The 22733-nt window shown below is 33.7% G+C and carries 22 protein-coding genes; 11 read left to right on the top strand and 11 right to left on the bottom strand.

The features are described from left to right. A complete protein-coding gene (locus tag QMG60_RS12085) occupies positions 1-720 on the top strand; it encodes a hypothetical protein (RefSeq protein ID WP_281865044.1) in 720 nt (239 codons plus the stop codon). 162 nt (positions 721-882) lie between these two features. Here QMG60_RS12085 and QMG60_RS12080 read toward each other — a convergent pair whose 3' ends face one another. Then, positions 883-1791, bottom strand: coding sequence for a LamG domain-containing protein (locus QMG60_RS12080; protein ID WP_281865043.1), 909 nt, complete (start codon positions 1789-1791; stop codon positions 883-885). A 269-nt stretch (positions 1792-2060) separates the two neighbouring features. On the opposite strand from QMG60_RS12080, the gene QMG60_RS12075 reads away from it, so the two are divergent. Then, a complete protein-coding gene (locus QMG60_RS12075) occupies positions 2061-2267 on the top strand; it encodes a hypothetical protein (protein WP_281865042.1) in 207 nt (68 codons plus the stop codon). A 107-nt stretch (positions 2268-2374) separates the two neighbouring features. Here the strand turns inward: QMG60_RS12075 and QMG60_RS12070 are convergent, their stop codons facing one another. From QMG60_RS12070 to QMG60_RS12060, 3 genes are all read right to left on the bottom strand, one after another. Next, positions 2375-3292, bottom strand: coding sequence for a LamG-like jellyroll fold domain-containing protein (locus QMG60_RS12070; protein ID WP_281865041.1), 918 nt, complete (start codon positions 3290-3292; stop codon positions 2375-2377). A 322-nt stretch (positions 3293-3614) separates the two neighbouring features. Beyond that, positions 3615-4655 (bottom strand): cysteine synthase family protein, encoded by a 1041-nt coding sequence (locus QMG60_RS12065; protein ID WP_057118614.1) that lies wholly within the window; start codon positions 4653-4655, stop codon positions 3615-3617. A gap of 71 nt (positions 4656-4726) precedes the next feature. Further along, entirely contained in the window at positions 4727-6787 is a 2061-nt protein-coding gene (locus QMG60_RS12060) for a S9 family peptidase (protein ID WP_281865040.1), read from the bottom strand. 143 nt (positions 6788-6930) lie between these two features. Between QMG60_RS12060 and QMG60_RS12055 the strand changes: the two genes are divergently transcribed. Next, positions 6931-7251, top strand: coding sequence for a YbaB/EbfC family nucleoid-associated protein (locus tag QMG60_RS12055; protein ID WP_057118616.1), 321 nt, complete (start codon positions 6931-6933; stop codon positions 7249-7251). Between the two features lie 87 nt (positions 7252-7338). Here QMG60_RS12055 and QMG60_RS12050 read toward each other — a convergent pair whose 3' ends face one another. Further along, a complete protein-coding gene (locus QMG60_RS12050) occupies positions 7339-8358 on the bottom strand; it encodes a GntG family PLP-dependent aldolase (RefSeq protein WP_057118618.1) in 1020 nt (339 codons plus the stop codon). Positions 8359-8509: 151 nt separating this feature from the next. On the opposite strand from QMG60_RS12050, the gene prfB reads away from it, so the two are divergent. The 8 genes from prfB (at position 8510) to hemN (ending at position 16571) form a co-directional block, all read left to right on the top strand. Then, positions 8510-9608, top strand: a protein-coding gene (prfB, locus tag QMG60_RS12045; RefSeq protein WP_128414998.1) for a peptide chain release factor 2 whose coding sequence is annotated in 2 segments (ribosomal slippage) — positions 8510-8572 and positions 8574-9608 — 1098 coding nt in all. Because the reading frame shifts where the segments join, the coding sequence is not laid out codon by codon here. A gap of 77 nt (positions 9609-9685) precedes the next feature. Continuing rightward, on the top strand, positions 9686-10132 hold the full coding sequence (gene msrB / locus QMG60_RS12040; RefSeq protein WP_134140989.1) for a peptide-methionine (R)-S-oxide reductase MsrB: 447 nt from the start codon (positions 9686-9688) through the stop codon (positions 10130-10132). Between the two features lie 330 nt (positions 10133-10462). After that, on the top strand, positions 10463-11461 hold the full coding sequence (gene lpxD, locus QMG60_RS12035) for a UDP-3-O-(3-hydroxymyristoyl)glucosamine N-acyltransferase (RefSeq protein ID WP_281865039.1): 999 nt from the start codon (positions 10463-10465) through the stop codon (positions 11459-11461). Positions 11462-11880: 419 nt separating this feature from the next. Next, positions 11881-13509 (top strand): carboxyl transferase domain-containing protein, encoded by a 1629-nt coding sequence (locus QMG60_RS12030; protein WP_057118622.1) that lies wholly within the window; start codon positions 11881-11883, stop codon positions 13507-13509. A 121-nt stretch (positions 13510-13630) separates the two neighbouring features. Continuing rightward, on the top strand, positions 13631-14053 hold the full coding sequence (locus QMG60_RS12025) for a DoxX family protein (RefSeq protein ID WP_281865038.1): 423 nt from the start codon (positions 13631-13633) through the stop codon (positions 14051-14053). Between the two features lie 105 nt (positions 14054-14158). Further along, entirely contained in the window at positions 14159-14506 is a 348-nt protein-coding gene (locus QMG60_RS12020; protein WP_281865037.1) for a hypothetical protein, read from the top strand. A 104-nt stretch (positions 14507-14610) separates the two neighbouring features. Continuing rightward, on the top strand, positions 14611-15087 hold the full coding sequence (locus QMG60_RS12015; RefSeq protein WP_281865036.1) for a hypothetical protein: 477 nt from the start codon (positions 14611-14613) through the stop codon (positions 15085-15087). 119 nt (positions 15088-15206) lie between these two features. After that, complete coding sequence (hemN, locus tag QMG60_RS12010; protein ID WP_281865035.1) at positions 15207-16571, top strand: oxygen-independent coproporphyrinogen III oxidase; 1365 nt, start codon at positions 15207-15209, stop codon at positions 16569-16571. 135 nt (positions 16572-16706) lie between these two features. Here hemN and QMG60_RS12005 read toward each other — a convergent pair whose 3' ends face one another. The 6 genes from QMG60_RS12005 to ccoN form a co-directional block, all read right to left on the bottom strand. Further along, on the bottom strand, positions 16707-17408 hold the full coding sequence (locus tag QMG60_RS12005; protein ID WP_281865034.1) for a sulfite exporter TauE/SafE family protein: 702 nt from the start codon (positions 17406-17408) through the stop codon (positions 16707-16709). A gap of 103 nt (positions 17409-17511) precedes the next feature. Next, positions 17512-17961 carry a FixH family protein gene (locus tag QMG60_RS12000; protein WP_113678209.1) on the bottom strand — a complete coding sequence of 150 codons (450 nt, stop codon included), beginning with the start codon at positions 17959-17961 and terminating at the stop codon, positions 17512-17514. A gap of 13 nt (positions 17962-17974) precedes the next feature. Then, complete coding sequence (gene ccoG / locus QMG60_RS11995; RefSeq protein WP_281865033.1) at positions 17975-19393, bottom strand: cytochrome c oxidase accessory protein CcoG; 1419 nt, start codon at positions 19391-19393, stop codon at positions 17975-17977. Positions 19394-19404: 11 nt separating this feature from the next. Then, positions 19405-20343 (bottom strand): cbb3-type cytochrome c oxidase N-terminal domain-containing protein, encoded by a 939-nt coding sequence (locus QMG60_RS11990; RefSeq protein WP_281865032.1) that lies wholly within the window; start codon positions 20341-20343, stop codon positions 19405-19407. 2 nt (positions 20344-20345) lie between these two features. Continuing rightward, on the bottom strand, positions 20346-20540 hold the full coding sequence (locus QMG60_RS11985) for a CcoQ/FixQ family Cbb3-type cytochrome c oxidase assembly chaperone (RefSeq protein ID WP_281865031.1): 195 nt from the start codon (positions 20538-20540) through the stop codon (positions 20346-20348). A 7-nt stretch (positions 20541-20547) separates the two neighbouring features. Then, a complete protein-coding gene (ccoN, locus tag QMG60_RS11980) occupies positions 20548-22731 on the bottom strand; it encodes a cytochrome-c oxidase, cbb3-type subunit I (protein WP_057118632.1) in 2184 nt (727 codons plus the stop codon). Between the last annotated feature and the right edge of the window lie 2 nt (positions 22732-22733).

Raw genomic sequence — 22733 nt, 5'->3', positions numbered from 1 at the left:
ATGGATATAAATTTAATTCCAATAGTTGAAGCTATATACAATTATTACAATGAACATATATATTTAAAATTGATTATCGAATTTGAATTTACCGAATCAGGAAGCTATAAACTTTTTGTAAAATATTTATTAGAATCCGAAAAAGTAATTTCTACAAATAAAAGTCCGAGACCTATTGATGATGAGATAGAAAAAGTTTCAGAACATTTTGAAACAACAATTAACACTGAAGAAAAATTTAATCGATTTATCATAGAAATAAATAATGACAAAACTTATTCTCAGAAACAATACTGGGATATCAAAAAAGAAAAGCAAGATTTATTAAATAGTGCAGAAGTTTTTTATCAGTGGGTAAATGAACGTATGATGTCAATGATATTTGAATATGAAAAAGATAATGATCTTGTCCCTACTGAATATGATTCAGATGGTGATCTAGAATATTTAAGTTCATGGGACAGCGGTGTATTTACCTTCCATATAAATGAAAAAAACAATTTAGAGTACAAGGTAGTTCTTACAAAAGATGGAAAAGAAAGAACTCTAGATCTTCCATTGAGAGATTATTTTGTAGAAGGAATATTAGACCATTATAAAGTAACTAATAATGAACTTTCTGATGAATGGAAACCTTGGAATACAATGATATTAAAATCTCTTCACTATGATATTCCTTATGATAAGAGAGATGAATTTGTGAGCTACATTCTAGAATAATTTTTTTTAAACTTTCAAAAAACAATAATCAAAATGCAAACCTCAAAAATCACAAGATACGCCATAATATTACTAGTAGTTTTATTCGTAGTAATTAGCGTATTAAGCTAAAAAGAAAGCCTTCTGAAATTCAGAAGGCTTTCTTTTTTATGAATATGTAACTTATTTTTTTGGAGAATCATTTGTAACCTTAATCAAATAAGTTCCTTCAGGTAGATCAGCAATATTAGATCCGTTGGAGTCCATTATTTTTTTGCCTTGTGAGAAAACCTCAATGTTTTTTCCACCTCTATTAGCTTCATTTGAAGAAGAAGCAACAACAATAGGAGCTGGTGACTTTACAGGTGTAGGTGTTGTTTTCTTTACTGTGTTAGCAACAGGCGTGGCTTGTGCTGGAGCAGCAATAGCAGCTGTTGCTTTAGAACTGTTGTAGGCTTCCTTAACCTGCTCATCTGTCATAGCAACAGTATATAAGCGAAGATCGTCAATATCTGCATTGATACTTGTTGCGGTATTTAATTTTCCTATATTTAAAATATAACCCTTTGCCGAACGCTGAATTCCTTCAACAGATTTTAATAATTCTCCATTACGGTAAATTTTAGAGACATTTCCATCATAGGTTATGCTATAGAAATACCAAGTTTCCTTTGCGAGCGGTACAGAAACTACAACATTATTGGCATCTCCCCAGCCAACTAAACTTAGATCCGAATTACCTGAAACTGCTGGCTGCTGTATTAATCCGAAATACTGTCCATTTGCTGCAGCCCCATATCCTAAAATATAATTGGCTGCAGTTACAGCATTAAATTTCACCCATACAGATATCGTCTTTGGCTTATTATCCTGCGGAAGATCGCCCACCACAGCCTGATACGCTTTATTCGTAAGACGTAAAGCACTTTTAGGACTACCCATTCTGTCATTTACAAAAACAGGGGCACCTAAAAACGAAACTGAATTATCTGCACTATTTAAATTTCCGTTGAAATTAAATTCCTGAACCGGGTTTTGCGCGTTGGTATTTAAAAAACTTACAAACATTAAAGTGAGTAATATTTTTTTCATATGTATATTTTTTTTCAGAATATTTAATTTGAGACAAAACTTGGATGACAGCTATCTAAATGACCAGATTGTGCAATTTCAAGTTTCATTTATTTTTTTTATAAATTTTGTTAAAACTATAAATTTAATTCAGCATCACCAAACAATTCCTACATACAAATAAAGAATTCTCACAAAATAAAAGAACAAACATTGATAAACATTATTCCTATATTCTATTTTAAAAAATTATATTTGCCGATAATAGAACTAATTATCAATAATTCATTATGCAGACATCAAAATACACTAAAATTGCAGTAATAGTTTTAGTACTTCTATTTTTAGCCTTAAGCGTTATCAGTTGTAGTACTCATGTCCACACTACTTCGCAAGCACCAACAAGTAAAAAAATACCTCCAGGACAAGCCAAAAAAGCTTCAGGAAGCAAAAGTGCAAAAGCGTATGCTCCAGGCCAGCAAAAAAGTATTAAATGATAAAAGCCTTTTGAGATACCTCAAAAGGCTTTTTCCGTACTATTTCAAAAAATTAATTGCTTGCGCAATGTAAAAAATAACTAATATTAAAAACTAAGTAAAGACTATTATTTTGAAGTGATTTTTTTGGATGGAGCATTTGTAATTTTTAATAAATAAGTTCCCTCAGGCAAATCATTAATATTCATTGCATTGCTTCCCACTATTTTTTGACCTTGCGAATAAACCTCAATATTTTTAGTTGTTCCATTAACATCACTCGATGTTATAATTGTTCCGCCTGCCAATTTACTTGACGTCTTCCCTTTTGTTGCAACAGTTTTTGAAGTTTTCATTTCCAATGCTGGTTCTGAAGCAATTACAACAACTGGTTTTTCTTTTTCATACAATTCGCTAACCTGTTCTGGCGTCAAAGCAACATCATAAATCTTTAAATCGTCTACATCTGCATTGATTCCGATAGTGGTATTAATTTCGCCCAATCTAAAAATATTTCCTTTTGTAGATCGTGTCATACCTTCTAAATATTTTAACAACTTTCCATCGCGGTATATTCTCGATGTTGCTCCTTCATACGTAATTGTATAATTGTACCAAACATATTTTTCTAGTGAAGTAGATACTATAACGTCATTAGAAGCTCCCCAAGCAGCTAAACTTAAGTCTGAGTTAGAAGAAGCAGTTCCTTGCTGTAATAAACCACAATATTGGGCGTTATAAGCATTACCATAGCCCCAAATATAATTAGCATTAGAAATATCGTTGAATTTAATCCAAATACTAATTGTTCTTCCACTCTTACCTTGAGGTAGATTATCGATTACAGCTTCTAAAGCTTTATTAGTTAATCTTTGGGCGCCTTTGACATCTCCTGTTCTATCGGCAACAAAATTATCAATTCCCATAAAAGAAGTTGTATTTGCCGTATTATTCAAAGTACCATTAAAATTAAATTCCTGAATCGGTGTTTGTGCATTTATATTTAAATAACTTACAAACAAGAATGTTAGTAGAAATTTTTTCATAATAATAGATTTTAGGGATTAAATAACTTATGTCATTTTAACACCACTAAACTAGATTATTAAAAATGTGAGCGAAAATTTTTCCGACAACTTACCTAAATACTCGTTAAAATAACCAAATCTGAACATTTTAACCGTCGAAACGCATTATTAAGTTTTCAATAAGATTATCAAAATAACACTCATTATTTAATCAACTTAATAATTTCTTACGTATAAATACGGTATTTTAACAAATAATCTTTTTTACTTCTTAATTAGAAACCACAAAAAAACTCCATTCGCAATACGAATGGAGTCTGATATTTAAAAAAGTAATTAATTACTTTACGAATTCAATTTTTTGAGCTTCTTCTTCGTTAACACTATCAAAGAAACCTTGTTCGTTCATCCAGTCATCACTAAATACTTTACTCATGTAACGTGAACCGTGATCTGGGAAAATTGCAATAATGTTGCTTTCTTTTGTAAACTCACCCTCTTCTGCATATTGCTTAATAGCCTGCATTACTGCTCCAGAAGTATATCCAACAAATAAACCTTCTTTTCTAGTGATCTCTCTTGCAGAGTGAGCACTTTCTTCGTCAGTTACTTTCATGAATTTATCAATAATATCAAAATCTGTTGCCGATGGAATTAAGTTTTTACCTAAACCTTCAATACGGTAAGGGTAAATCTCTTTGCTGTCAAATTCTCCTGTTTCATGGTATTTTTTTAATACTGAACCAAAAGCATCAACTCCTAGAATTCTAATATTTGGATTTTTTTCTTTTAAGAATTTAGCAGTTCCTGAGATAGTTCCTCCTGTTCCGCTGCAAGCAACTAAGTGCGTTATTTGTCCTTTTGTCTGTTCCCAGATTTCTGGACCTGTAGTGTTGTAGTGTGCATCAATATTCAATTGGTTAAAATATTGATTAATGTAGACTGATCCTTTTGTTTCTTCGTGTAAACGTTTTGCTACATTATAATATGATCTTTCATCATCTGCAGAAACGTGGGCCGGACAGACATACACTTTAGCTCCTAAACTTCGCAGCATGTCAATTTTATCTTTAGATGATTTTGAGCTTACTGCTAATATACAATTGTAACCTTTAATAATGCTTACCATCGCTAAACTAAATCCTGTATTACCAGATGTTGTCTCTATAATGGTATCTCCCGGAGAAAGAATTCCTTTTTTCTCGGCTTCTTCAATAATATATAATGCTATTCTATCTTTTGAGGAATGACCTGGGTTGAAAGCTTCTACCTTTGCGTAGAAATTTCCTTCTAACTCTTCGGTGATTTTATTTAGCTTAATAAGCGGGGTGTTACCTATTAACTCTAAAACATTATTATAAGCGGTTATTTCTTCTTTCATAAAAAAATAGTTAATCAAAGGCCTTTTTAAATTAACCTTGATAGGTTGCAAATTTAACAAAAAATTTCTAATTAGCTTTTAATTTTTTCTAAATCTAATAAAAAACTAAATTCTTTTGCTAAGTCTTTTAAAGCCTCAAAACGTCCCGAAGCCCCGCCATGACCTGCATCCATATTGGTATCTAAGAACAAAAGTTTATCATTTGTTTTTAAATCTCTCAATTTTGCAACCCATTTAGCTGGCTCCCAATATTGTACCTGCGAATCGTGTAAGCCGGTAGAAACATACATGTTAGGATATTCTTGCGCTTTTACATTATCGTATGGCGAATACGATAACATATAATCGTAATATTTTTTGTTGTTTGGGTTACCCCATTCATCATACTCTCCAGTTGTAAGCGGAATACTGTCGTCAAGCATCGTTGTAATTACATCTACAAAAGGCACCTGAGCTATTACTCCATTGTACAATTCAGGAGCTTCATTTACAATAACTCCCATTAATAATCCGCCGGCAGATCCTCCCTCCGCATATAAATGTTCAGGAGAAGTATACTTTTGGTCTATTACAAATTTAGAGCAATCGATGAAATCTGTAAAGGTATTTTTCTTTTTTAACAGTTTTCCGTCCTCATACCATTGCCTTCCCAAGTCCTCTCCTCCTCTAATGTGCGCAATAGCGTAAATAAATCCGCGGTCTAGAAGCGACAATCTTGTAGAAGAAAAATAAGTATCCATTGTAATTCCGTATGAACCATAAGCATACAGTAATAAAGGATTTTTACCATTTTTCTCCAGTCCTTTTCTGTAAACCATCGAAATTGGCACTTTTACACCATCTCTAGCCGTTGCCCAAACTCTTTCTTCTATGTAATTATTTTTATCAAATTTTCCTCCTAGAACCTCTTGTTCTTTTAAGACTTCCTTGGTTTTAGTCTTCATATTAAAATCAATTACAGAAGACGGCGTTGCCAATGACTGATAACTGTAACGTAAAATATCAGTATCAAAATCAACATTGGTTGTTGTATACGCATTGTATGTTTCGCTGCCAAAAGGAAGATAATAATCAGGCTCATCATTCCACGGCATAATTCGAATATGATTTAATCCATTCGAACGTTCTTCTACAACTAAATAGTTTTTAAAGATCTCGATATCTTCCAACAAAACATCTTCTCTATGCGGAATAAGATCTACCCAATTTTTCTTTCCTGTTTTACCTTCAGGCGTTTTCATCAATTTAAAATTGGTCGCTTTATCCTTGTTGGTCAAAATATAAAACGAATCCTCGTAATGAGAAATACTGTACTCTAATCCGCGAACGCGAGGTTGGAAAATAGTAAATTCTCCATCCGGATTATTAGAATTAAGGATTCTGTATTCTGTTGTCAAGGTACTCCCAGAACCAATAACAATGTATTTTCTTGATTTTTCTTTACTGATCGACACATTAAAAGTATCATCAACTTCATCAAAAACCAAAACATCATTTTCAGATTCTGTATTTAATTTATGTTTAAAAACTTTATCTGCCCTTAGCGTTACCTGATCTTGTCTTACGTAAAAAATGGTATTGTTGTCGTTTGCCCAAACAGAAGCCCCAGTAACATTTTCTATTTTATCTGCTAAAATTTCACCTGTTTCTAAGTTTTTAATTTGAATGGTATAAATTCTTCTTCCAACAATATCTACTCCAAAACTGGCAAATTTATTGTCGGGACTAATACTTAAACCTCCTAATTTGAAATACGCATGTCCTTTTGCCATTTCGTTGCAGTTGAACAGAATTTCTTCCTCTGCAGAAAGACTCCCTTTCTTTCTTGCAAAAATTGGATAATCCTGCCCTGTTTCAAAACGAGTAATGTAGAAGTATCCATTATAGAAATAAGGAACTGAAGAATCATCTTCTTTAATTCTTGCTTTCATTTCTTCAAATAGACTATCTCTTAAATTTTGAGTATGAGAAGTCATATTCTCGTAATAAGAATTCTCTTGATTTAAATAATCAATTACCTCTGGATTTTCTCTGTCGTTAAGCCAGAAATAGTTGTCAATTCTAGATTCTTTATGTTTTTTTAATGTTTTTGGAATTATTTTGGCCTTTGGAGCCGATATATCATTTTGCATTGAATTAGCATTAATTTTTAATATGAAGACGCAAAAATACTACAAACACAACAGAACAAAATTAATTTTTTCATAAAATATTCTATTGAATTAACACAGCAATATACTAATTTTGTCTGAAATAATTTAAAAAATCAACAAAAATGGATTTAATGGGAATGATGGGTAAACTTAAAGAAACCCAGCAAAAAATTGAAGATACAAAAAAGCGTTTAGATACTGTTTTGATTGATGAACAAAGCGCTGACGGATTATTGAAAATTACTATTACAGCTAGCAGAAAGATAAAATCGATCTCTATTGATGATTCTTTGTTTGAAGATAAAGAACAACTAGAAGATTATTTGATTGTTACACTAAACAAAGCAATCGAAAAAGCTACAAATGTTAACGAAAGAGAATTAGACGCAGTTGCCAGAATGGATATGCCTTCTATTCCTGGAATGGATAATCTTTTTAAATAAGGTGCTAAGATGCTAAGGTTCTAAGTTTCTAAGTTTTTCCTATTGGAGTCTTAGAAACTTAGAACCTTAGTTCCTCAGTAACTTCCTTTAAAACTTCGAAAGCGTTTCCAACACATAAGTATGCATTACTTCTTTGTAATCTAAATGCGTAACAATTCTAAGTTTATTATGTCCTAATGAACTTATTAGTATATTTTTTTGTTTTAGTTTTTCAATTAATAATTGATCGCTGTAACCTTCGGCTAACGAAAAAATTAAAATATTAGTTTCTACAGGTTCAATAGATGCAATCCAAGGTTTTGTGCTTAGGATTTTTGCAATTTCTTTAGCTCGGCGATGATCTTCTGCCAGTCTTTCGATATTATGAGCCAAAGCATATAATCCAGCTGCCGCTAAATATCCTACCTGACGCATTCCGCCTCCTAATATCTTTCTGATCCTCAACGCTCTATGAATATCAGCTTTACTACCCAATAAAACTGAACCTATCGGAGCACCTAAACCTTTAGATAAACAAACTGAAATAGTGTCGAAAATAGCTCCAAATTCCCTAGGATTTTGTCTTTTGGCAACCAATGCATTCCAGATTCTGGCGCCATCCATGTGAAATTTCAAGTTATTGGCATCACAAACTTTTTTTATCTCTCTTAAATCTTCTAATTCGTAGCAGGCTCCGCCTCCTTTGTTCGTAGTGTTTTCAACACAAACCAAACTTGTTAACGGACTATGATAAAACTCAGGATCGTTTATTGCTGCTTTTACTTGTGCCGCCGTAATCATACCGCGGTTTCCATCCAATAAGCAACAAGAAACACCACTATTAAAAGACACACCTCCACCTTCATAATGGTAAACGTGCGCATATTTATCAGCAATTAACTGCTCGCCCGGCTGTGTATGCAGTTTAATAGCAGTTTGATTTGCCATAGTTCCAGACGGAAAGAAAAGTCCAGCTTCCATACCAAAAAATTCTGCAGTTCTATTTTCCAATTCAATCACCGTAGGGTCCTGTTTGTATACATCATCGCCAACATGAGCGTTAAACATATACTGCAGCATTTCATAAGTAGGCTTTGTTATGGTATCGCTGATTAAATTTATTTCCATATTCTAAAAACTATATCTTATTTTTGTATGCAAAATTACGTATTACAAATAGTTATTCTGAGCAAGTTTCAGTAAAATTTAACTTGCTAGTTTCTATAGACCAAATTAACGTAATAATTCTAAAAAACATATAAAACCAATTAATTAATTTATGACAACAGCCGAACAAGTAAAAGGTATTGTGGAGCGCCTTGGTGCGTTGAGGAGGTATCTTTGACGTTGATGCCAAGCTAATCGAAATTGCAAACGAAGAAGAAAAAACTTTTGCACCAGATTTCTGGAACAACCCAAAGGAAGCCGAAAACATTGTAAAAAATCTTCGAAACAAGAAAAAATGGATTGAAGATTATGACAAAGCCGTATCGCTTACAGATGAATTACAGCTGGCTTATGACTTTTATAAAGAAGGCGAACTTTCTGTCGAAGAATTAGATGAACAATACAATACTGCGCAATCGCATATTGAAAACATCGAATTTAAAAACATGCTTTCTGATGAAGGTGACAGCCTAAGTGCTGTAGTACAAATTACTGCAGGAGCCGGCGGAACTGAAAGCTGTGACTGGGCAGGAATGCTGATGCGTATGTACATGATGTGGGGAGAAAGTTATGGTTACAAAATAAAAGAACTTAACTTTCAAGAAGGTGATGTTGCTGGAATTAAAACAGTAACGTTAGAATTTGAGGGAGATTATTCTTTTGGGTATCTAAAAGGCGAAAATGGTGTTCACCGATTGGTTCGAATTTCTCCTTTTGACAGTAACGCTAAACGTCACACTTCATTTGTATCTGTATATGTTTATCCGCTTGTTGATGATAGTATCGAAATTGACATTAATCCTGCCGATATTGAAATCACAACTTCTCGCTCAAGTGGTGCTGGAGGACAGAACGTAAATAAGGTGGAAACGAAAGTTCAATTGGTTCACAAACCAACTGGAATTCAGATTCAGTGTTCTGAAACGAGATCTCAACAAGATAACAGACAGCGTGCTATGCAGATGCTTCGTTCTCAATTGTATGAAATCGAATTGAAGAAACAACAAGCACAGCGTGCCGATATCGAAGCTGGAAAAATGAAAATTGAATGGGGTTCTCAGATTCGTAACTACGTTATGCAGCCTTATAAATTAGTAAAAGACGTTCGTACTGGTTACGAAACAAGCGATGTTGACGGTGTAATGAACGGAAATATTGATGCGTTTCTTAAAGCCTATCTAATGATGATGGGACAGAAAGAGGAAGAGTAAAGTTTTTCAGTCGCAGTAAACTTGAAACTTGAAACCTGAAACCTGAAACTTTAAACGTGAAACTAAAAAAACAAATTATGATAAAATGGGCAGATGTAATTCATTTTACAAATAAAGGAAATCCAACTCCTGATAAAAGAGTTGAGAAAACGGAGGAAGAATGGAAACAAATTTTAACTCCAGAAGAATTTCAGGTGACACGTTTAAAAGGAACCGAAAGATCTTTTAGTTCTGAATTATGCAGTTTGTTTGATCCCGGAATTTATGAGTGTAAATGCTGCGGAACGGTTCTTTTTGATGCCAGCGAAAAATTCGAATCTGGAACAGGATGGCCTTCTTTTACACAGCCTGTAAAAGAAAGCGTCGTTGGTTACCACGCCGATAAATCATACGGTATGATTCGTGTTGAAGTGACATGTAATGTATGTGATGCGCATTTAGGACACGTTTTTCCAGACGGACCGCCTCCAAGTGGTTTACGATACTGCATTAATGCCGTTTCACTATCAAAAATCAAAGAATAAATTACAAAAGCGATTCCTTTTTAGAGTGAATCGCTTTTTTTTAATCATCACTCAGTTAAACAATTAACAGATCAAATGTAAGTGAGTACTTATCAATTAAATATTTTTTTTCTGAATAGACTATTTATGATCAATTCAATCTAAAAACATAGCTACAGTTTACTTAAACATTAAAAAACATTCAGTAATTTAATAGTTAAAATGTTAATTTTGTAATATTTAGACTTCTATTTTAAATATTTATTAAGAAACTTAAAAATTTTATTAGGTAATTAAAATGTAATTCAGTTTATTTGGCAAAAATTAATCCCCTAGTCTATTAAACTGTCAATGAGATCGTATTCAATTCAAGAAATTAATGAAGTAATTAATGGCGTAATTTACGGCACTACTTCACAAAGCATAACCGCAACAGAACAATTAGAAAAAGCTACAACTTCAGAAATTTCTTTTATAGGAAATAAAAAATACGAAAAATACTGGTCGACATCAAATGCATCAATTGCGGTAGTTAATGAAGACATTTCGATCGAACCTGGTGAAAATCGCGCTTTTATTAAAGTAAAAAATGCCGATTTGGCCATGTCACAAATTCTTGCCCTTTTTGCCCCTCCTACTCCTATTTTCCATAACAATATTCACAGAACTGCGACTATTGACGACACAGCTATAATTGGAGAAGGCGCTAAAATTGGTGCCGGATGTTATATTGGACCAAAAGTAGAAATTGGTGCACATACAACTATTTATCCAAATGTGACTATTTTGGACGAATGTACTGTCGGAAAAAACACCATTATTTGGTCTGGAACAGTTGTACGTGAACGCTGCCATATTGGAAGCGACTGTATCATTCATCCAAATGCAACAATTGGCGCAGATGGTTTTGGATTTCGCCCTTGTACTGAAAAAGGTTTAGTGAAAATTCCACAAATTGGAAATGTTATTATTGGCAACGGAGTTGAAATTGGAGCAAATTCTTGCGTTGACCGCGGTAAATTTAGTTCTACAGTTCTGGGAGATGGCTGCAAAATTGATAATTTAGTACAGATTGGACATAACAGCAAGTTAGGTAAGTTCTGTATAATGGCAGGAAACAGCGGTTTGGCGGGTTCTGTAACTTTAGGAAATGGCGTTATTATTGGCGGAAGCGCTTCCATAAAAGACCATACAACTATTGGAGACGGAGCTATCGTTGGTGCTGGATCTGGCGTTATAGGTGATGTCCCAGCAGGAAAAACAATGCTTGGTTATCCAGCTGTTGAAGCGCGTGATGCTTTAAAACAATGGGCAACACTAAAGAGAATGGCTTGTGCTATTAAAAAATAAATTAAACATTACATATATAAAAAAACATCCGCTACAACGGATGTTTTTTCATTTTATAAAGCTTCACATTTAAAACCAATATTTTTGAATTAATCTTAAAAGAAAAATTTACCACAGAGAACGCAAAGTTTTTTAAATACTTAGGCATAATATAAACATAAAGTCCACAAAACTTTGCGGACTTAGATAGTGTAAAACAACTCAAATCTTAGTGAACACTACGAAAACCTTTGTACCCTCTGCGTTAAAATATTTTACGGCTATGCTGTTTTTAATTTTTCTCCATAACATTTAGAGTTAATCTTTACTTGTATGCGAAATGAAAGTTAAATGCCCTTTCTTAATTCATAAAGCAACCCTTTTATTTCAATTGATTTTGTAAATTAGCCAACACTATTTTACAAAATCAATACAATATTATGGATTTAAACTTCAATAAAAACGAAGATCACAATAAACTGCTCCTTTCTGAATTAAAACAAAAATTTGCCAAAGTAAAATTAGGCGGAGGCGAAAAAAGAATCGAAAAATTGCATTCTGAAGGTAAAATGACAGCCCGTGAAAGGATTGCATATTTATTGGATGAAAATGCAAAAAGTATTGAAATTGGCGGTTTTGCAGGAGAAGGAATGTATGCAGAACATGGCGGATGCCCTTCGGGAGGCGTTGTTGTAAAAATTGGTTACATCAAAGGAAAACAATGCATTGTGGTTGCAAATGATGCGACAGTAAAAGCTGGAGCATGGTTTCCGATTACAGGAAAGAAAAACCTACGCGCACAGGAAATTGCAATGGAAAACAGACTTCCTATTATTTATTTGGTAGACAGCGCGGGCGTTTATCTTCCAATGCAGGATGAAATTTTTCCAGATAAAGAACACTTCGGCCGCATTTTTAGAAATAATGCTCAAATGAGCAGTATGGGAATTACGCAGATTGCCGCCGTAATGGGAAGCTGTGTTGCGGGCGGTGCCTATCTTCCTATCATGAGCGATGAGGCATTAATTGTAGATAAAACTGGAAGTATTTTCCTTGCCGGAAGTTATTTGGTAAAAGCGGCAATTGGAGAAACTATTGACAACGAGACTTTAGGCGGAGCGACAACGCATTGTGAAATTTCTGGAGTAACCGATTATAAGGCTAAAGACGACAAAGATGCTTTAGATAAAATCAAAAATATAGTAGACAAAATTGGTGATTATGATAAAGCTGGTTTCAGCCGAATTAAAGCTGAAAAACCTGCTTTAGATCCAAACGAAATCTACGGAATCCTTCCGAAAGCAAGATCTGAACAATATGATATGATGGAAATCATCAAACGTTTGGTCGATAATTCTGAATTTGAAGCTTATAAAGATGGCTACGGTCAATCGCTTATTACAGGCTACGCCAGAATAGACGGCTGGGCGGTTGGTATCGTTGCTAACCAGCGAAAAGTGGTAAAAACAAAAAAAGGAGAAATGCAGTTTGGCGGCGTGATCTACTCAGACAGCGCAGATAAAGCTACCCGATTTATAGCCAATTGCAACCAGAAAAAAATTCCTTTAGTATTCCTTCAAGATGTAACAGGTTTTATGGTCGGTTCTAAATCAGAGCATGGCGGCATTATAAAAGACGGCGCCAAGATGGTAAACGCCGTAAGTAATTCTGTCGTTCCTAAATTTACAGTTATTGTCGGAAATTCTTATGGCGCAGGAAATTATGCCATGTGCGGAAAAGCGTATGACCCTCGATTAATATTTGCCTGGCCAAGTGCAGAACTTGCCGTTATGGGCGGAACACAAGCGGCAAAAGTATTGGCACAAATTGAAGCTTCTTCGCTAAAAGCAAAAGGAGAATTGGTAGACGAACAAAAAGAAACAGAATTATTCAATAAAATAAAAGCACGCTACGACGAACAGACTTCGCCTTACTATGCAGCAGCAAGACTTTGGACAGATGCCATAATTGATCCTTTAGAAACTCGTAATTGGATTTCTTTAGGTATCGAAGCAGCAAACCATGCCCCTATTCAAAAACCATTTAATTTAGGTGTAATTCAGGTGTAGTAATTTAAGAATTCTCAAAACACGTTAAAAAAATAGTAAAAAACTCAATTTCAAGCTGTTAAAAATACATATCTTATTAAAATTTAGTAACTTAGTATATAATTTTTAATCACACAGCATCATGGAAAATGTAAAAAGTTTAAATAAATGGGCGAATTCGCACACTTATTTGCCAGTTGATTTAGTACGTATTGTTTTGGGTGGATTTTTATTTATGAAAGGTGTATCATTTGTCACCAATATTCAATACCTGCATGATTTAATTTCTCCTATAGATAAATTTGGCGGAGGTATGTTTATGCTGCATTACATTGCTCCTGCACATATGATTGGCGGTATCATGATTATTTTTGGATTACTAACTCGTTGGGCAATTGCAGCTCAATTACCAATATTATTTGGTGCAGTTCTCATCAATTTCATGGGAAAAATGCATTCAGAAAATTTAATTTTAGCTGTTGTCGTTTTATTAATCTGCATTTTTTTCTTGTTTTACGGAAGCGGCAAGCATTCTGCAGATTACTATTTTAAAATGCAACAATAACTTAAATCCTCAGCTTTTTACAGAAAAAGGTTGAGGATTATTTTTGAGTGTTAATTAATTCTATAAAATTTCTTTAATTGTGTTTTATGACTTAAATTCGCCGACATGAATTGGATTCGTAAAACCGTTATTTGTATTGCACTTTTGATTGCAGGTTTGTTTGCTTATCAGGCGGACACAGCTTCTGTGCATATAATTGAAACGCAAAAAACAGATTCAAATTTCTGCAAAGACATCACAGATTCGTCTGCATTTATTCAGCCTCAGGGAAGTTATCAATTTGCAGCAAACATCAAAACAAATCCTTCTGGAATTCTAAAATGTTTTGATTCTCTATTACCGCTTATCCCACAGCATCAAACTGTTACAAATACTACCGTATATACTAAAATCTTTACAACTCAAAGTAAAAAAGTCTTAGTTATACTCTATGCTTTCCATTTTTTCTGGTAAATAAATACTTGATTTCACCTGAAGATTTATTCTTCAATTACAACTAGACCGTTTTCTATTTGAAAACTGTTTTGTACATCATTTATTTATTTCATTAAAACATTATGGAAACTACTACAACAATAATGGGTATTGTGATTTTAATTATTGTCGCAATTCCAGTATATTTTTCTGCCCGCACAAGTGCTGCGAGTAAATCAAGAATTTTGAATATTAAAAAGCGTTTTAATCCATCAAATGCGGAAAGTTTTGATTTGACAGAATCGATCAACAATAAAACATTAACGCTGGATCAAAAAAACAACAAATTCATTCTAATGAATTTCAATCCGAATCAGCAAGAATCAACTTTTGTCGATTTAAACACAATTGCTTCCTGCAAGCTGGTTTCAACAACAGATGGAAATTCAGACACCATTATTAAAATTGATTTTGAATTTCAAGATAAAGAAACATCCAAAAAAATAATAATTCCATTCTATGATTTTGATGATGACCGCATCAAACAGATAAGCGTTTATCAAGATCATCAGTTTGCAAAAAAATGGCATAAAATCATCCAAGATTCTATTTCACGTTAGTTATTTAATTCAGTAAAGAGGCTCAAATTTTGAGTCTCTTTTTTTGTTTGTTACATGATATTTGTCATTTTATGTCTATCAGTGATGTTTTAATTTTGATGTAAACTAAATCCGTCATTATGAAAATCTCTTTGACTCAAAAGTACAATGTCCCAGGTCCAAGATATACCAGCTATCCGACAGTTCCGTATTGGAATGAAGCTGAGTTTACAACAGAGAAATGGATCACTTCTTTACAAAAATCCTTTTCGGAAAGTAATTCAAAGAACGGCATTAGTTTATACATTCACTTACCTTTTTGCGAGAGCATGTGCACTTTCTGCGGATGCAACAAGCGTATTACAAAAAATCATTCTGTTGAAGAAACGTATATAAAAGCACTTTTAAAAGAATGGAGTTTATATTGTAAAGTACTCCCAGAGAGACCTGTTATTAAAGAAATACACTTAGGCGGCGGAACACCCACCTTTTTTTCAAAAGAAAATCTAGAGCATCTTATAAACGGAATTTTCAGTTATGCTGTAAAAGCAGAAAATCATGAATTTAGTTTTGAAGGACATCCCAACAATACCACTTATGAACAGCTTAAAAAATTATATGATTTAGGCTTTCGCCGAGTAAGTTTTGGGGTTCAGGATTATTCTGCTAAAGTGCAAAAGGCTATAAATAGAATTCAGCCTTTTCATAATGTTGCCAAAGTAACATTTTGGGCAAAAGAAATTGGTTACACCTCAATTGGTCATGATATAATATTTGGTCTTCCTTTTCAAACTGTTGAAGATGTAATTGATACAGTTGAAAAAACAAATTCTTTAAAACCAGACCGCTTAGCTTTTTACAGCTACGCTCATGTGCCTTGGATAAAAGGAAATGGACAACGTGGTTTTAATGATGAAAATCTTCCTAAAGATGCCGAAAAAAGAAAACTGTATGAAATAGGAAAACAGCTTTTAACTAAAAATGGTTATCATGAAATTGGGATGGATCATTTTGCATTAGAAAGTGACAGTTTATACAAAGCGGCTCACAATGGTAATCTGCATCGTAATTTTATGGGTTATGGAGCTTCTAAAACACAGGTTATGATTGGCTTGGGAGTTTCTTCTATTAGTGACAGCTGGTATAGTTTTGCACAGAACACTAAAAATCTAGAAGATTATTATCAATTATTAGAATGGGATAAATTACCTGTTGTAAAAGGTCATATTTTAAATGATGAAGATCTAATTATTAGAAAACACATTCTAAATTTAACTTGTGAATTACAGACTGCCTGGACAAAGGATTTTTTAAATTTTGCCGAACTTCCTGAAGTTTTAACTGCTTTGAAAGAAATAGAAAATGATGGTTTGATTGTTATCGAAGATAATAAAATAAAAATTACCGAAGAAGGAAGACCTTTTGTGCGTAATATTTGTATGGCTTTTGATTTACATCTAAAAAGAAAATCACCAGAAACTAATTTGTTTTCAATGACTGTGTAATTACAAAAACATTAAACACATAGAAACATAGTTTTTAGTGCTAATAAAGAAGATAAAGCTAAATACATTTCCAGCACATAACTAAGTGACATCGAAATTTTTATGTGCCTAAAATTGCATCCATCTTTGATTATCCTAATGGCAGTTTGGAGTCTGCTGTACAAATAAACTCATATTTGAGGGAGAAATATACGGAATTCCCAATCCTAAACCTCTAAGGATAAATAAAACTCCAATTATCACCGCAACATACGGAATTGCTTTTTGAATTTTATTTCTAAATGGTAATTTCAACAACGTATTTACATACACGACGATAGTCATTAATGGTATAGTTCCTATGCCGAATAACAACATGTAAAAAACTCCATAAGAAGCGCTTTGCATCGCAATTGCTCCAAATAAGGCAACATAAACCATTCCGCATGGCAAGAAACCATTTAATAGTCCAATTGTAAAAAGAGATTTGTAACTTTTGTTTTTAAATTGACTCCCTAAGTTGGTTTTAATTTTAGAGATAATTTTATAGACTGGTTTAGAAAAATTATACTCGGCAAATTTTTTCTCTGGAATTAAAACAACGATAATCATAATTACACCTATAATTATTGACATTTTTTGCTGTAATCCAGCTAGTAAAAAACCTCTTCCTAATAGTCCAAAAATCAGTCCGATTGTGGCGTAAGAAGTTAAACGACCAAAATGATAGGTCATAACCTGAGTTACTTTTTTTGCTTCATTTTGTCTGTCTACGGGAAGCATCATAGCAATGGGTCCGCACATTCCAACGCAATGCAGACTACTGATGAGACCTAAAAAGAAAGCTGAGAATAACATCTTATTGAATTTATTGCTAATTATTAATCTTCATGTGTCAGATGAGACACTTTTTTATATGATATATCTTTTCTACCAATTAAATGCTCCTTGCGGAGCATTATTAATTTACGTAGATAACTTCTTTGGTTAAATATTTTTTACCTTCGTACTGCCATTCCATATTGACATCCCAGCGGCCTTTTATTAATTTTTTCTGCGGAATAATCAATTCTGAATTGGTTAAGGCAATCTGAGTATTAAAATCAAATTTTTTGTTTGAAGGTCTGTATAGTAGAATATTGCCTTTTACTTTATTACTTTCAAATCCAGCAGGAAAAGTTACTGCTACACCATTATCTGTATATTTGATTGATGGTTTATGCTGCAAATCATGCGCATTTTGAATTCGGGCCATTTCTTCCTGAAAATGCGTATCATGCTTGTAATATTCCTCGACAACCAAATCGTTATCGTATTTAGAATTTGATTGTACTTCAAAAACAAAATATAAAATAAACGTCATAAACAATCCAAATGCTATGACAATTCCGGTACCCCAATTAATTTTCATACTATTTAATTTTTTAATTAAAACTGCGTGGTCCTAAGAAATTTGTAGTTGTTGTTTCTATGAGTTCAGAACCATTATAAACTCCTATTTTTACTTTTGTTTTATCGCTTTCCAATAAAACTTCATTTATTTCGATGAATAATGTTCCTTGAGAAATTCCTTCTTTAGCAACTTTAAAATTCTGTTTTCCAACATTTTTAATTTCTCCTTTTTGATCGATTAATTCGAAATGAATATCGTTGTAATCTTTCATTGTTTTGTTTACAATTTTATACGTGTAAACATTACTGATTTTATCTCCTTTATGCTGGAAAAGCTGTCCTGGTAAACGTAAAACAACTGCCTGAACATTAGTTCTTAAAAATAACATCCCAACAAAAATGCTCAACAAAATAAACAGAACTGCTGTATAACCTTTCATTCTTGCTGTAAACTTGAAAGGCTCTTTTTTAGCAATTTCATCTTCAGAAGCGTAACGAATTAGACCTTTGGGCAAGCCAACTGAATCCATTATATGGTCGCATTCATCAATACAAGCTGTACAATTTGTACATTCTAACTGCGTTCCATTTCTAATGTCTATTCCCATTGGACAGACGTGAACACATTGAAGACAGTCGATACAGTCTCCTTTTCCATTTAAAACCCTATCTTCTTTTTTATTAAATTTCGCTCTGCCTTCTTCTTTTTCACCTCTAACGAAATCATACGCCACATTGATTGATTTATTATCTAAAAGAACACCTTGCAGTCTTCCGTAAGGACAAGCAATAATGCATACTTGTTCGCGAAACCAGACAAAAACAAAATAGAAAACTCCAGTAAAAATAAGAAGTGTAATAAAATTACTAGCCTGCTGAATTGGACCTTGCTCAATCATCAAAAAAAGAGCGTCACTTCCAACCAAATATGCTAGGAAAACATTCGCGATACCAAAAGAAATCAAAAAGAAAATTGTCCACTTGGTTAATCTTTTTCTAATTTTTTCCGCATTCCATTCCTGTCTTGCTAAACGTGACTGCGAGCCTCGGTCTCCATCTATCCAATATTCGATACGGCGGAAAACCATTTCAAGAAAAATGGTCTGCGGGCAAACCCAGCCACAAAATATCCGGCCAAAAACAACTGTAAATAAAATTACAAATACAACGCCGACAAGCATTGATATTACGAAGAGGTAAAAATCCTGTGGCCAAAAAGGGAATCCAAAAATATTAAAACGACGTTCCATTATATTGAACATCATAAACTGATTTCCATTTACCTTAATAAACGGATTTATGACTAAAATTGCCAATAAAATGTAGCTGACAATTTTTCTGTAATTGTAAAATTTACCAGACGGTTTCTTTGGGAAAATAAATTTCCGTTTACCACCTTCATCTATAGTTCCAATGGTATCTCTAAAAGCTTCGTCTGGTAAATTTGACATGGTATTATTTTTTATTTTTTAACTTCTGCAGTTTCTTTTGATGCACTTGCTGGAGCATCTTTAGCTGGAGCACTATCATCAACCCAAATTTCTCCATCGGGAGCTTTTGGATCTTTAGGATTACTTCCTTGAAGAGACAAAATATAACTCGCTACTTTTTGAATTTCTTTTGGTTTCAGAGTTCCTTTCCAGGCAATCATTCCTTTTCCGTCTCGGCCACCATTTGTAATCGTGTGGAATAAGTTTTTAATTCCGCCTCCTAAAATCCAGTGATTATCTGTTAAGTTTGGACCAATCTGCCCTCCTGCATCTGCTCTGTGACACGCTGCACAATTGGTTGTGAATATTTCTTTTCCAGCAGCTAAACTTGGTTCATCAGTAAGTAAAACAACTGTTTTTTCATCCATTAAATCTGGTGCTGTTTTTAAATATTCTTCAACATCAATTTTAGCCTGTGCCATTTCTTTTTTCAACTCCATTTCTTGATTGTCGGCTCCTAGAACTTCGTAACGAACAACATAAATTACTCCAAAAATGATACAGATGTAGAATAAATATACCCACCATGGCGGTAAATTATTATCAAGCTCCTTGATTCCATCATAATCATGATCCATTAGCAGCTCGCCTTCTTTTTCAATTGGTGAAGTTTTAGTCAATTTTTGCATTAGGTTTTTGAACCAAGTGCTTTCTTTGAAACTTAAACTTTCTTCATGATCTAATTTTGCTTTTTCTTCTGGTGATAATAATTGATACATCACTCGGTTAACAGCACTTAATGTTATTTCAATTGCAATTAAAATAAATAAGAATACAAACAAAAAGAGTGATACCATCGGATATTTTATAAAAGCAGGTCTATCGCCTGAATCTATAAAATATTCCATCAAAGCAAATACGATGAAGAAAATCAACGGTACTCTAACATATACTGGGAAAAACTTTTTCATTTTTATTTATCTTTTGTAATTACAACAAGTCCTTCATCTAAAGGTATACTACTCATTTCCTGAATTTTGTCTTTTCTATAAGAGAACACCCAAAAGCCTAATCCTACGAAAAAGAAGAAGAAAATCAAGAGGGAAAGAATCGGGTAAATTTCTATACCCGATATTGTTTCCATATTGTGTTTTATTTGTTCGAACATAATGCTGTTATTTAGTTTCTTTTACTTTAATATCAGTACCAAGTCTTTGAATATAAGCAATCAAAGCAACGATTTCCCTTTCGTTCATAGGAATGAACTTTTCTCCTTTTGCAGCAGCTTTTTTCTTGCTGTCTTCATAACTTTTTACAAAGTCAGGATCGTTTTCTAAGCTTTTCTCAATTTTTACAGCCTGCTCTCTTAAAGTTTTTTGTGCGTTAGCTACATCTGCTTCACTATAAGGAACTCCAAGCGAAATCATAGCCTGCATTTTTTTCTGCGTTAATGAGATATCCATTGCTTTATTATCAAATAACCATTTATATCCTGGCATAATTGATCCTGCAGAGATACTTTGCGGATTCCAGAAGTGGTTAAAGTGCCAGTTATCATTGTACTTACCTCCTACTCTTAATAGATCTGGACCTGTACGTTTTGATCCCCATAAAAATGGATGATCGTATACGAATTCACCCGCTTTAGACTGTACTCCATAACGCTCAACTTCACTTCTGAATGGACGAACTGATTGAGAGTGACATCCCACACAACCTTCTCTAATGTATAAATCACGTCCTTCTAGTTCCAGCGGTGTATAGGGTTTTACACTCGAAATTGTCGGAATATTTGATTTTACCATTATAGTAGGTACAATTTGAATAATACCTCCAATTAAAATAGCGATTGTAGCTAAAATTGTTAATTGAATTGGTTTTCTCTCTAACCAAGAGTGGAATTTCTCACCTCTTACACGTCCGCTGCTGATCCTTTGTAAAGCAGGTGCTTGAGCCAATTCATCTTCTACAGGATTCCCAGCTCTAACTGTCATTATGATATTGTAAACCAATGTCAACATTCCTATTAAGTACAAAGTACCACCGATAGCTCTCATCCAATACATTGGCATAATCGCAGTTACCGTTTCAAGGAAGTTTCCATAAGTTAATGTACCGTCTGGATTAAATTGTTTCCACATAGAAGCTTGTTGAAAACCAGCTACATATAAAGGAATCGTATAGACAATAATACCCAAAGTACCAATCCAGAAATGGAAGTTTGCTAATTTTTTAGAGAACAAATTCGATTTTGTCATTCGAGGAATTAACCAGTAAATAATACCAAATGACATGAAACCATTCCAAGCTAAAGCTCCAACGTGCACGTGTGCAACGATCCAGTCTGTATAATGCGCGATAGCATTTACGTTTTTCAAAGAAAGCATCGGACCTTCAAAAGTTGCCATTCCGTAACCTGTAATTGCTACAACGAAGAATTTTAAAACTGGTTCTTCACGAACTTTGTCCCAAGCTCCTCTTAAAGTTAAAAGTCCATTGATCATACCTCCCCAAGATGGTGCAATTAACATTACTGAAAATGCAACTCCTAAATTCTGTGCCCAGTTTGGCAATGCAGAATATAATAAGTGGTGTGGTCCTGCCCAGATATAAATAAAGATTAAAGACCAGAAGTGTATAATAGATAATCTATAGGAATAAACAGGTCTGTTTGCTACTTTAGGAATAAAATAATACATTAATCCTAAGAACGGTGTCGTAAGGAAAAATGCTACTGCATTATGTCCGTACCACCATTGTACAAGTGCATCTTGAACTCCTGCATAAACAGAATAACTTTTTAGACCAGAAACTGGAATTTCAATATTATTAAAGATATGAAGTACTGCTACCGTTACAAATGTTGCTAAGTAAAACCAAATTGCAACATATAGGTGACGCTCTCTACGTCTCAGCATAGTACCAATCATATTGATTCCCATTACCACCCAAATTAAGGCGATTGCAATATCAATTGGCCATTCTAATTCTGCATATTCTTTAGAAGAAGTATAACCTAATGGAAGTGTAATGGCTGCAGCAACAATAATAAGCTGCCATCCCCAAAAATGAAGATTACTTAAAAAATCGCTAAACATTCTGGCTTTTAGCAATCTTTGCAGCGAATAGTACATACCTGCAAAAAAGGCATTACCCACAAAGGCAAAAATTACTGCGTTGGTGTGTAATGGTCTTAAACGGCCATAACTCAGCCACGAAATCCCATCTGTCATGTTGGGAAAAAGGTACATTACCGCAAGGGTAAGCCCCACTAACATACCCACAACTCCAAAGAGGATTGTGGCGTAAATGAATTTTTTTACAATTTTGTTGTCGTAATAAAACTGTTCCATTTCCATAA

The sequence above is a fragment of the Flavobacterium sp. GSB-24 genome, assembly GCF_027924665.1.
GTDB lineage: Bacteria > Bacteroidota > Bacteroidia > Flavobacteriales > Flavobacteriaceae > Flavobacterium.
Note: the sequence above shows the minus strand (reverse complement) of the source record. Positions and strands in the feature narration are given on the sequence as shown.

Excerpts from the sequence above, each read along its gene's own strand:
- QMG60_RS12020 (WP_281865037.1), top strand. The coding sequence starts at position 14,159 with ATGAATTGGATTCGTAAAACCGTTATTTGTATTGCACTTTTGATTGCA.
- QMG60_RS12025 (WP_281865038.1), top strand. The coding sequence starts at position 13,631 with ATGGAAAATGTAAAAAGTTTAAATAAATGGGCGAATTCGCACACTTAT.
- hemN (WP_281865035.1), top strand. The coding sequence starts at position 15,207 with ATGAAAATCTCTTTGACTCAAAAGTACAATGTCCCAGGTCCAAGATAT.
- QMG60_RS12085 (WP_281865044.1), top strand. The coding sequence starts at position 1 with ATGGATATAAATTTAATTCCAATAGTTGAAGCTATATACAATTATTAC.
- QMG60_RS12030 (WP_057118622.1), top strand. The coding sequence starts at position 11,881 with ATGGATTTAAACTTCAATAAAAACGAAGATCACAATAAACTGCTCCTT.
- QMG60_RS12080 (WP_281865043.1), bottom strand. The coding sequence starts at position 1,791 with ATGAAAAAAATATTACTCACTTTAATGTTTGTAAGTTTTTTAAATACC.
- QMG60_RS11985 (WP_281865031.1), bottom strand. The coding sequence starts at position 20,540 with ATGTTCGAACAAATAAAACACAATATGGAAACAATATCGGGTATAGAA.
- QMG60_RS12060 (WP_281865040.1), bottom strand. The coding sequence starts at position 6,787 with ATGCAAAATGATATATCGGCTCCAAAGGCCAAAATAATTCCAAAAACA.
- QMG60_RS12055 (WP_057118616.1), top strand. The coding sequence starts at position 6,931 with ATGGATTTAATGGGAATGATGGGTAAACTTAAAGAAACCCAGCAAAAA.
- QMG60_RS11990 (WP_281865032.1), bottom strand. The coding sequence starts at position 20,343 with ATGAAAAAGTTTTTCCCAGTATATGTTAGAGTACCGTTGATTTTCTTC.
- msrB (WP_134140989.1), top strand. The coding sequence starts at position 9,686 with ATGATAAAATGGGCAGATGTAATTCATTTTACAAATAAAGGAAATCCA.
- ccoG (WP_281865033.1), bottom strand. The coding sequence starts at position 19,393 with ATGTCAAATTTACCAGACGAAGCTTTTAGAGATACCATTGGAACTATA.
- ccoN (WP_057118632.1), bottom strand. The coding sequence starts at position 22,731 with ATGGAAATGGAACAGTTTTATTACGACAACAAAATTGTAAAAAAATTC.
- QMG60_RS12070 (WP_281865041.1), bottom strand. The coding sequence starts at position 3,292 with ATGAAAAAATTTCTACTAACATTCTTGTTTGTAAGTTATTTAAATATA.
- lpxD (WP_281865039.1), top strand. The coding sequence starts at position 10,463 with ATGAGATCGTATTCAATTCAAGAAATTAATGAAGTAATTAATGGCGTA.
- QMG60_RS12015 (WP_281865036.1), top strand. The coding sequence starts at position 14,611 with ATGGAAACTACTACAACAATAATGGGTATTGTGATTTTAATTATTGTC.
- QMG60_RS12075 (WP_281865042.1), top strand. The coding sequence starts at position 2,061 with ATGCAGACATCAAAATACACTAAAATTGCAGTAATAGTTTTAGTACTT.
- QMG60_RS12050 (WP_057118618.1), bottom strand. The coding sequence starts at position 8,358 with ATGGAAATAAATTTAATCAGCGATACCATAACAAAGCCTACTTATGAA.
- QMG60_RS12065 (WP_057118614.1), bottom strand. The coding sequence starts at position 4,655 with ATGAAAGAAGAAATAACCGCTTATAATAATGTTTTAGAGTTAATAGGT.
- QMG60_RS12005 (WP_281865034.1), bottom strand. The coding sequence starts at position 17,408 with ATGTTATTCTCAGCTTTCTTTTTAGGTCTCATCAGTAGTCTGCATTGC.
- QMG60_RS12000 (WP_113678209.1), bottom strand. The coding sequence starts at position 17,961 with ATGAAAATTAATTGGGGTACCGGAATTGTCATAGCATTTGGATTGTTT.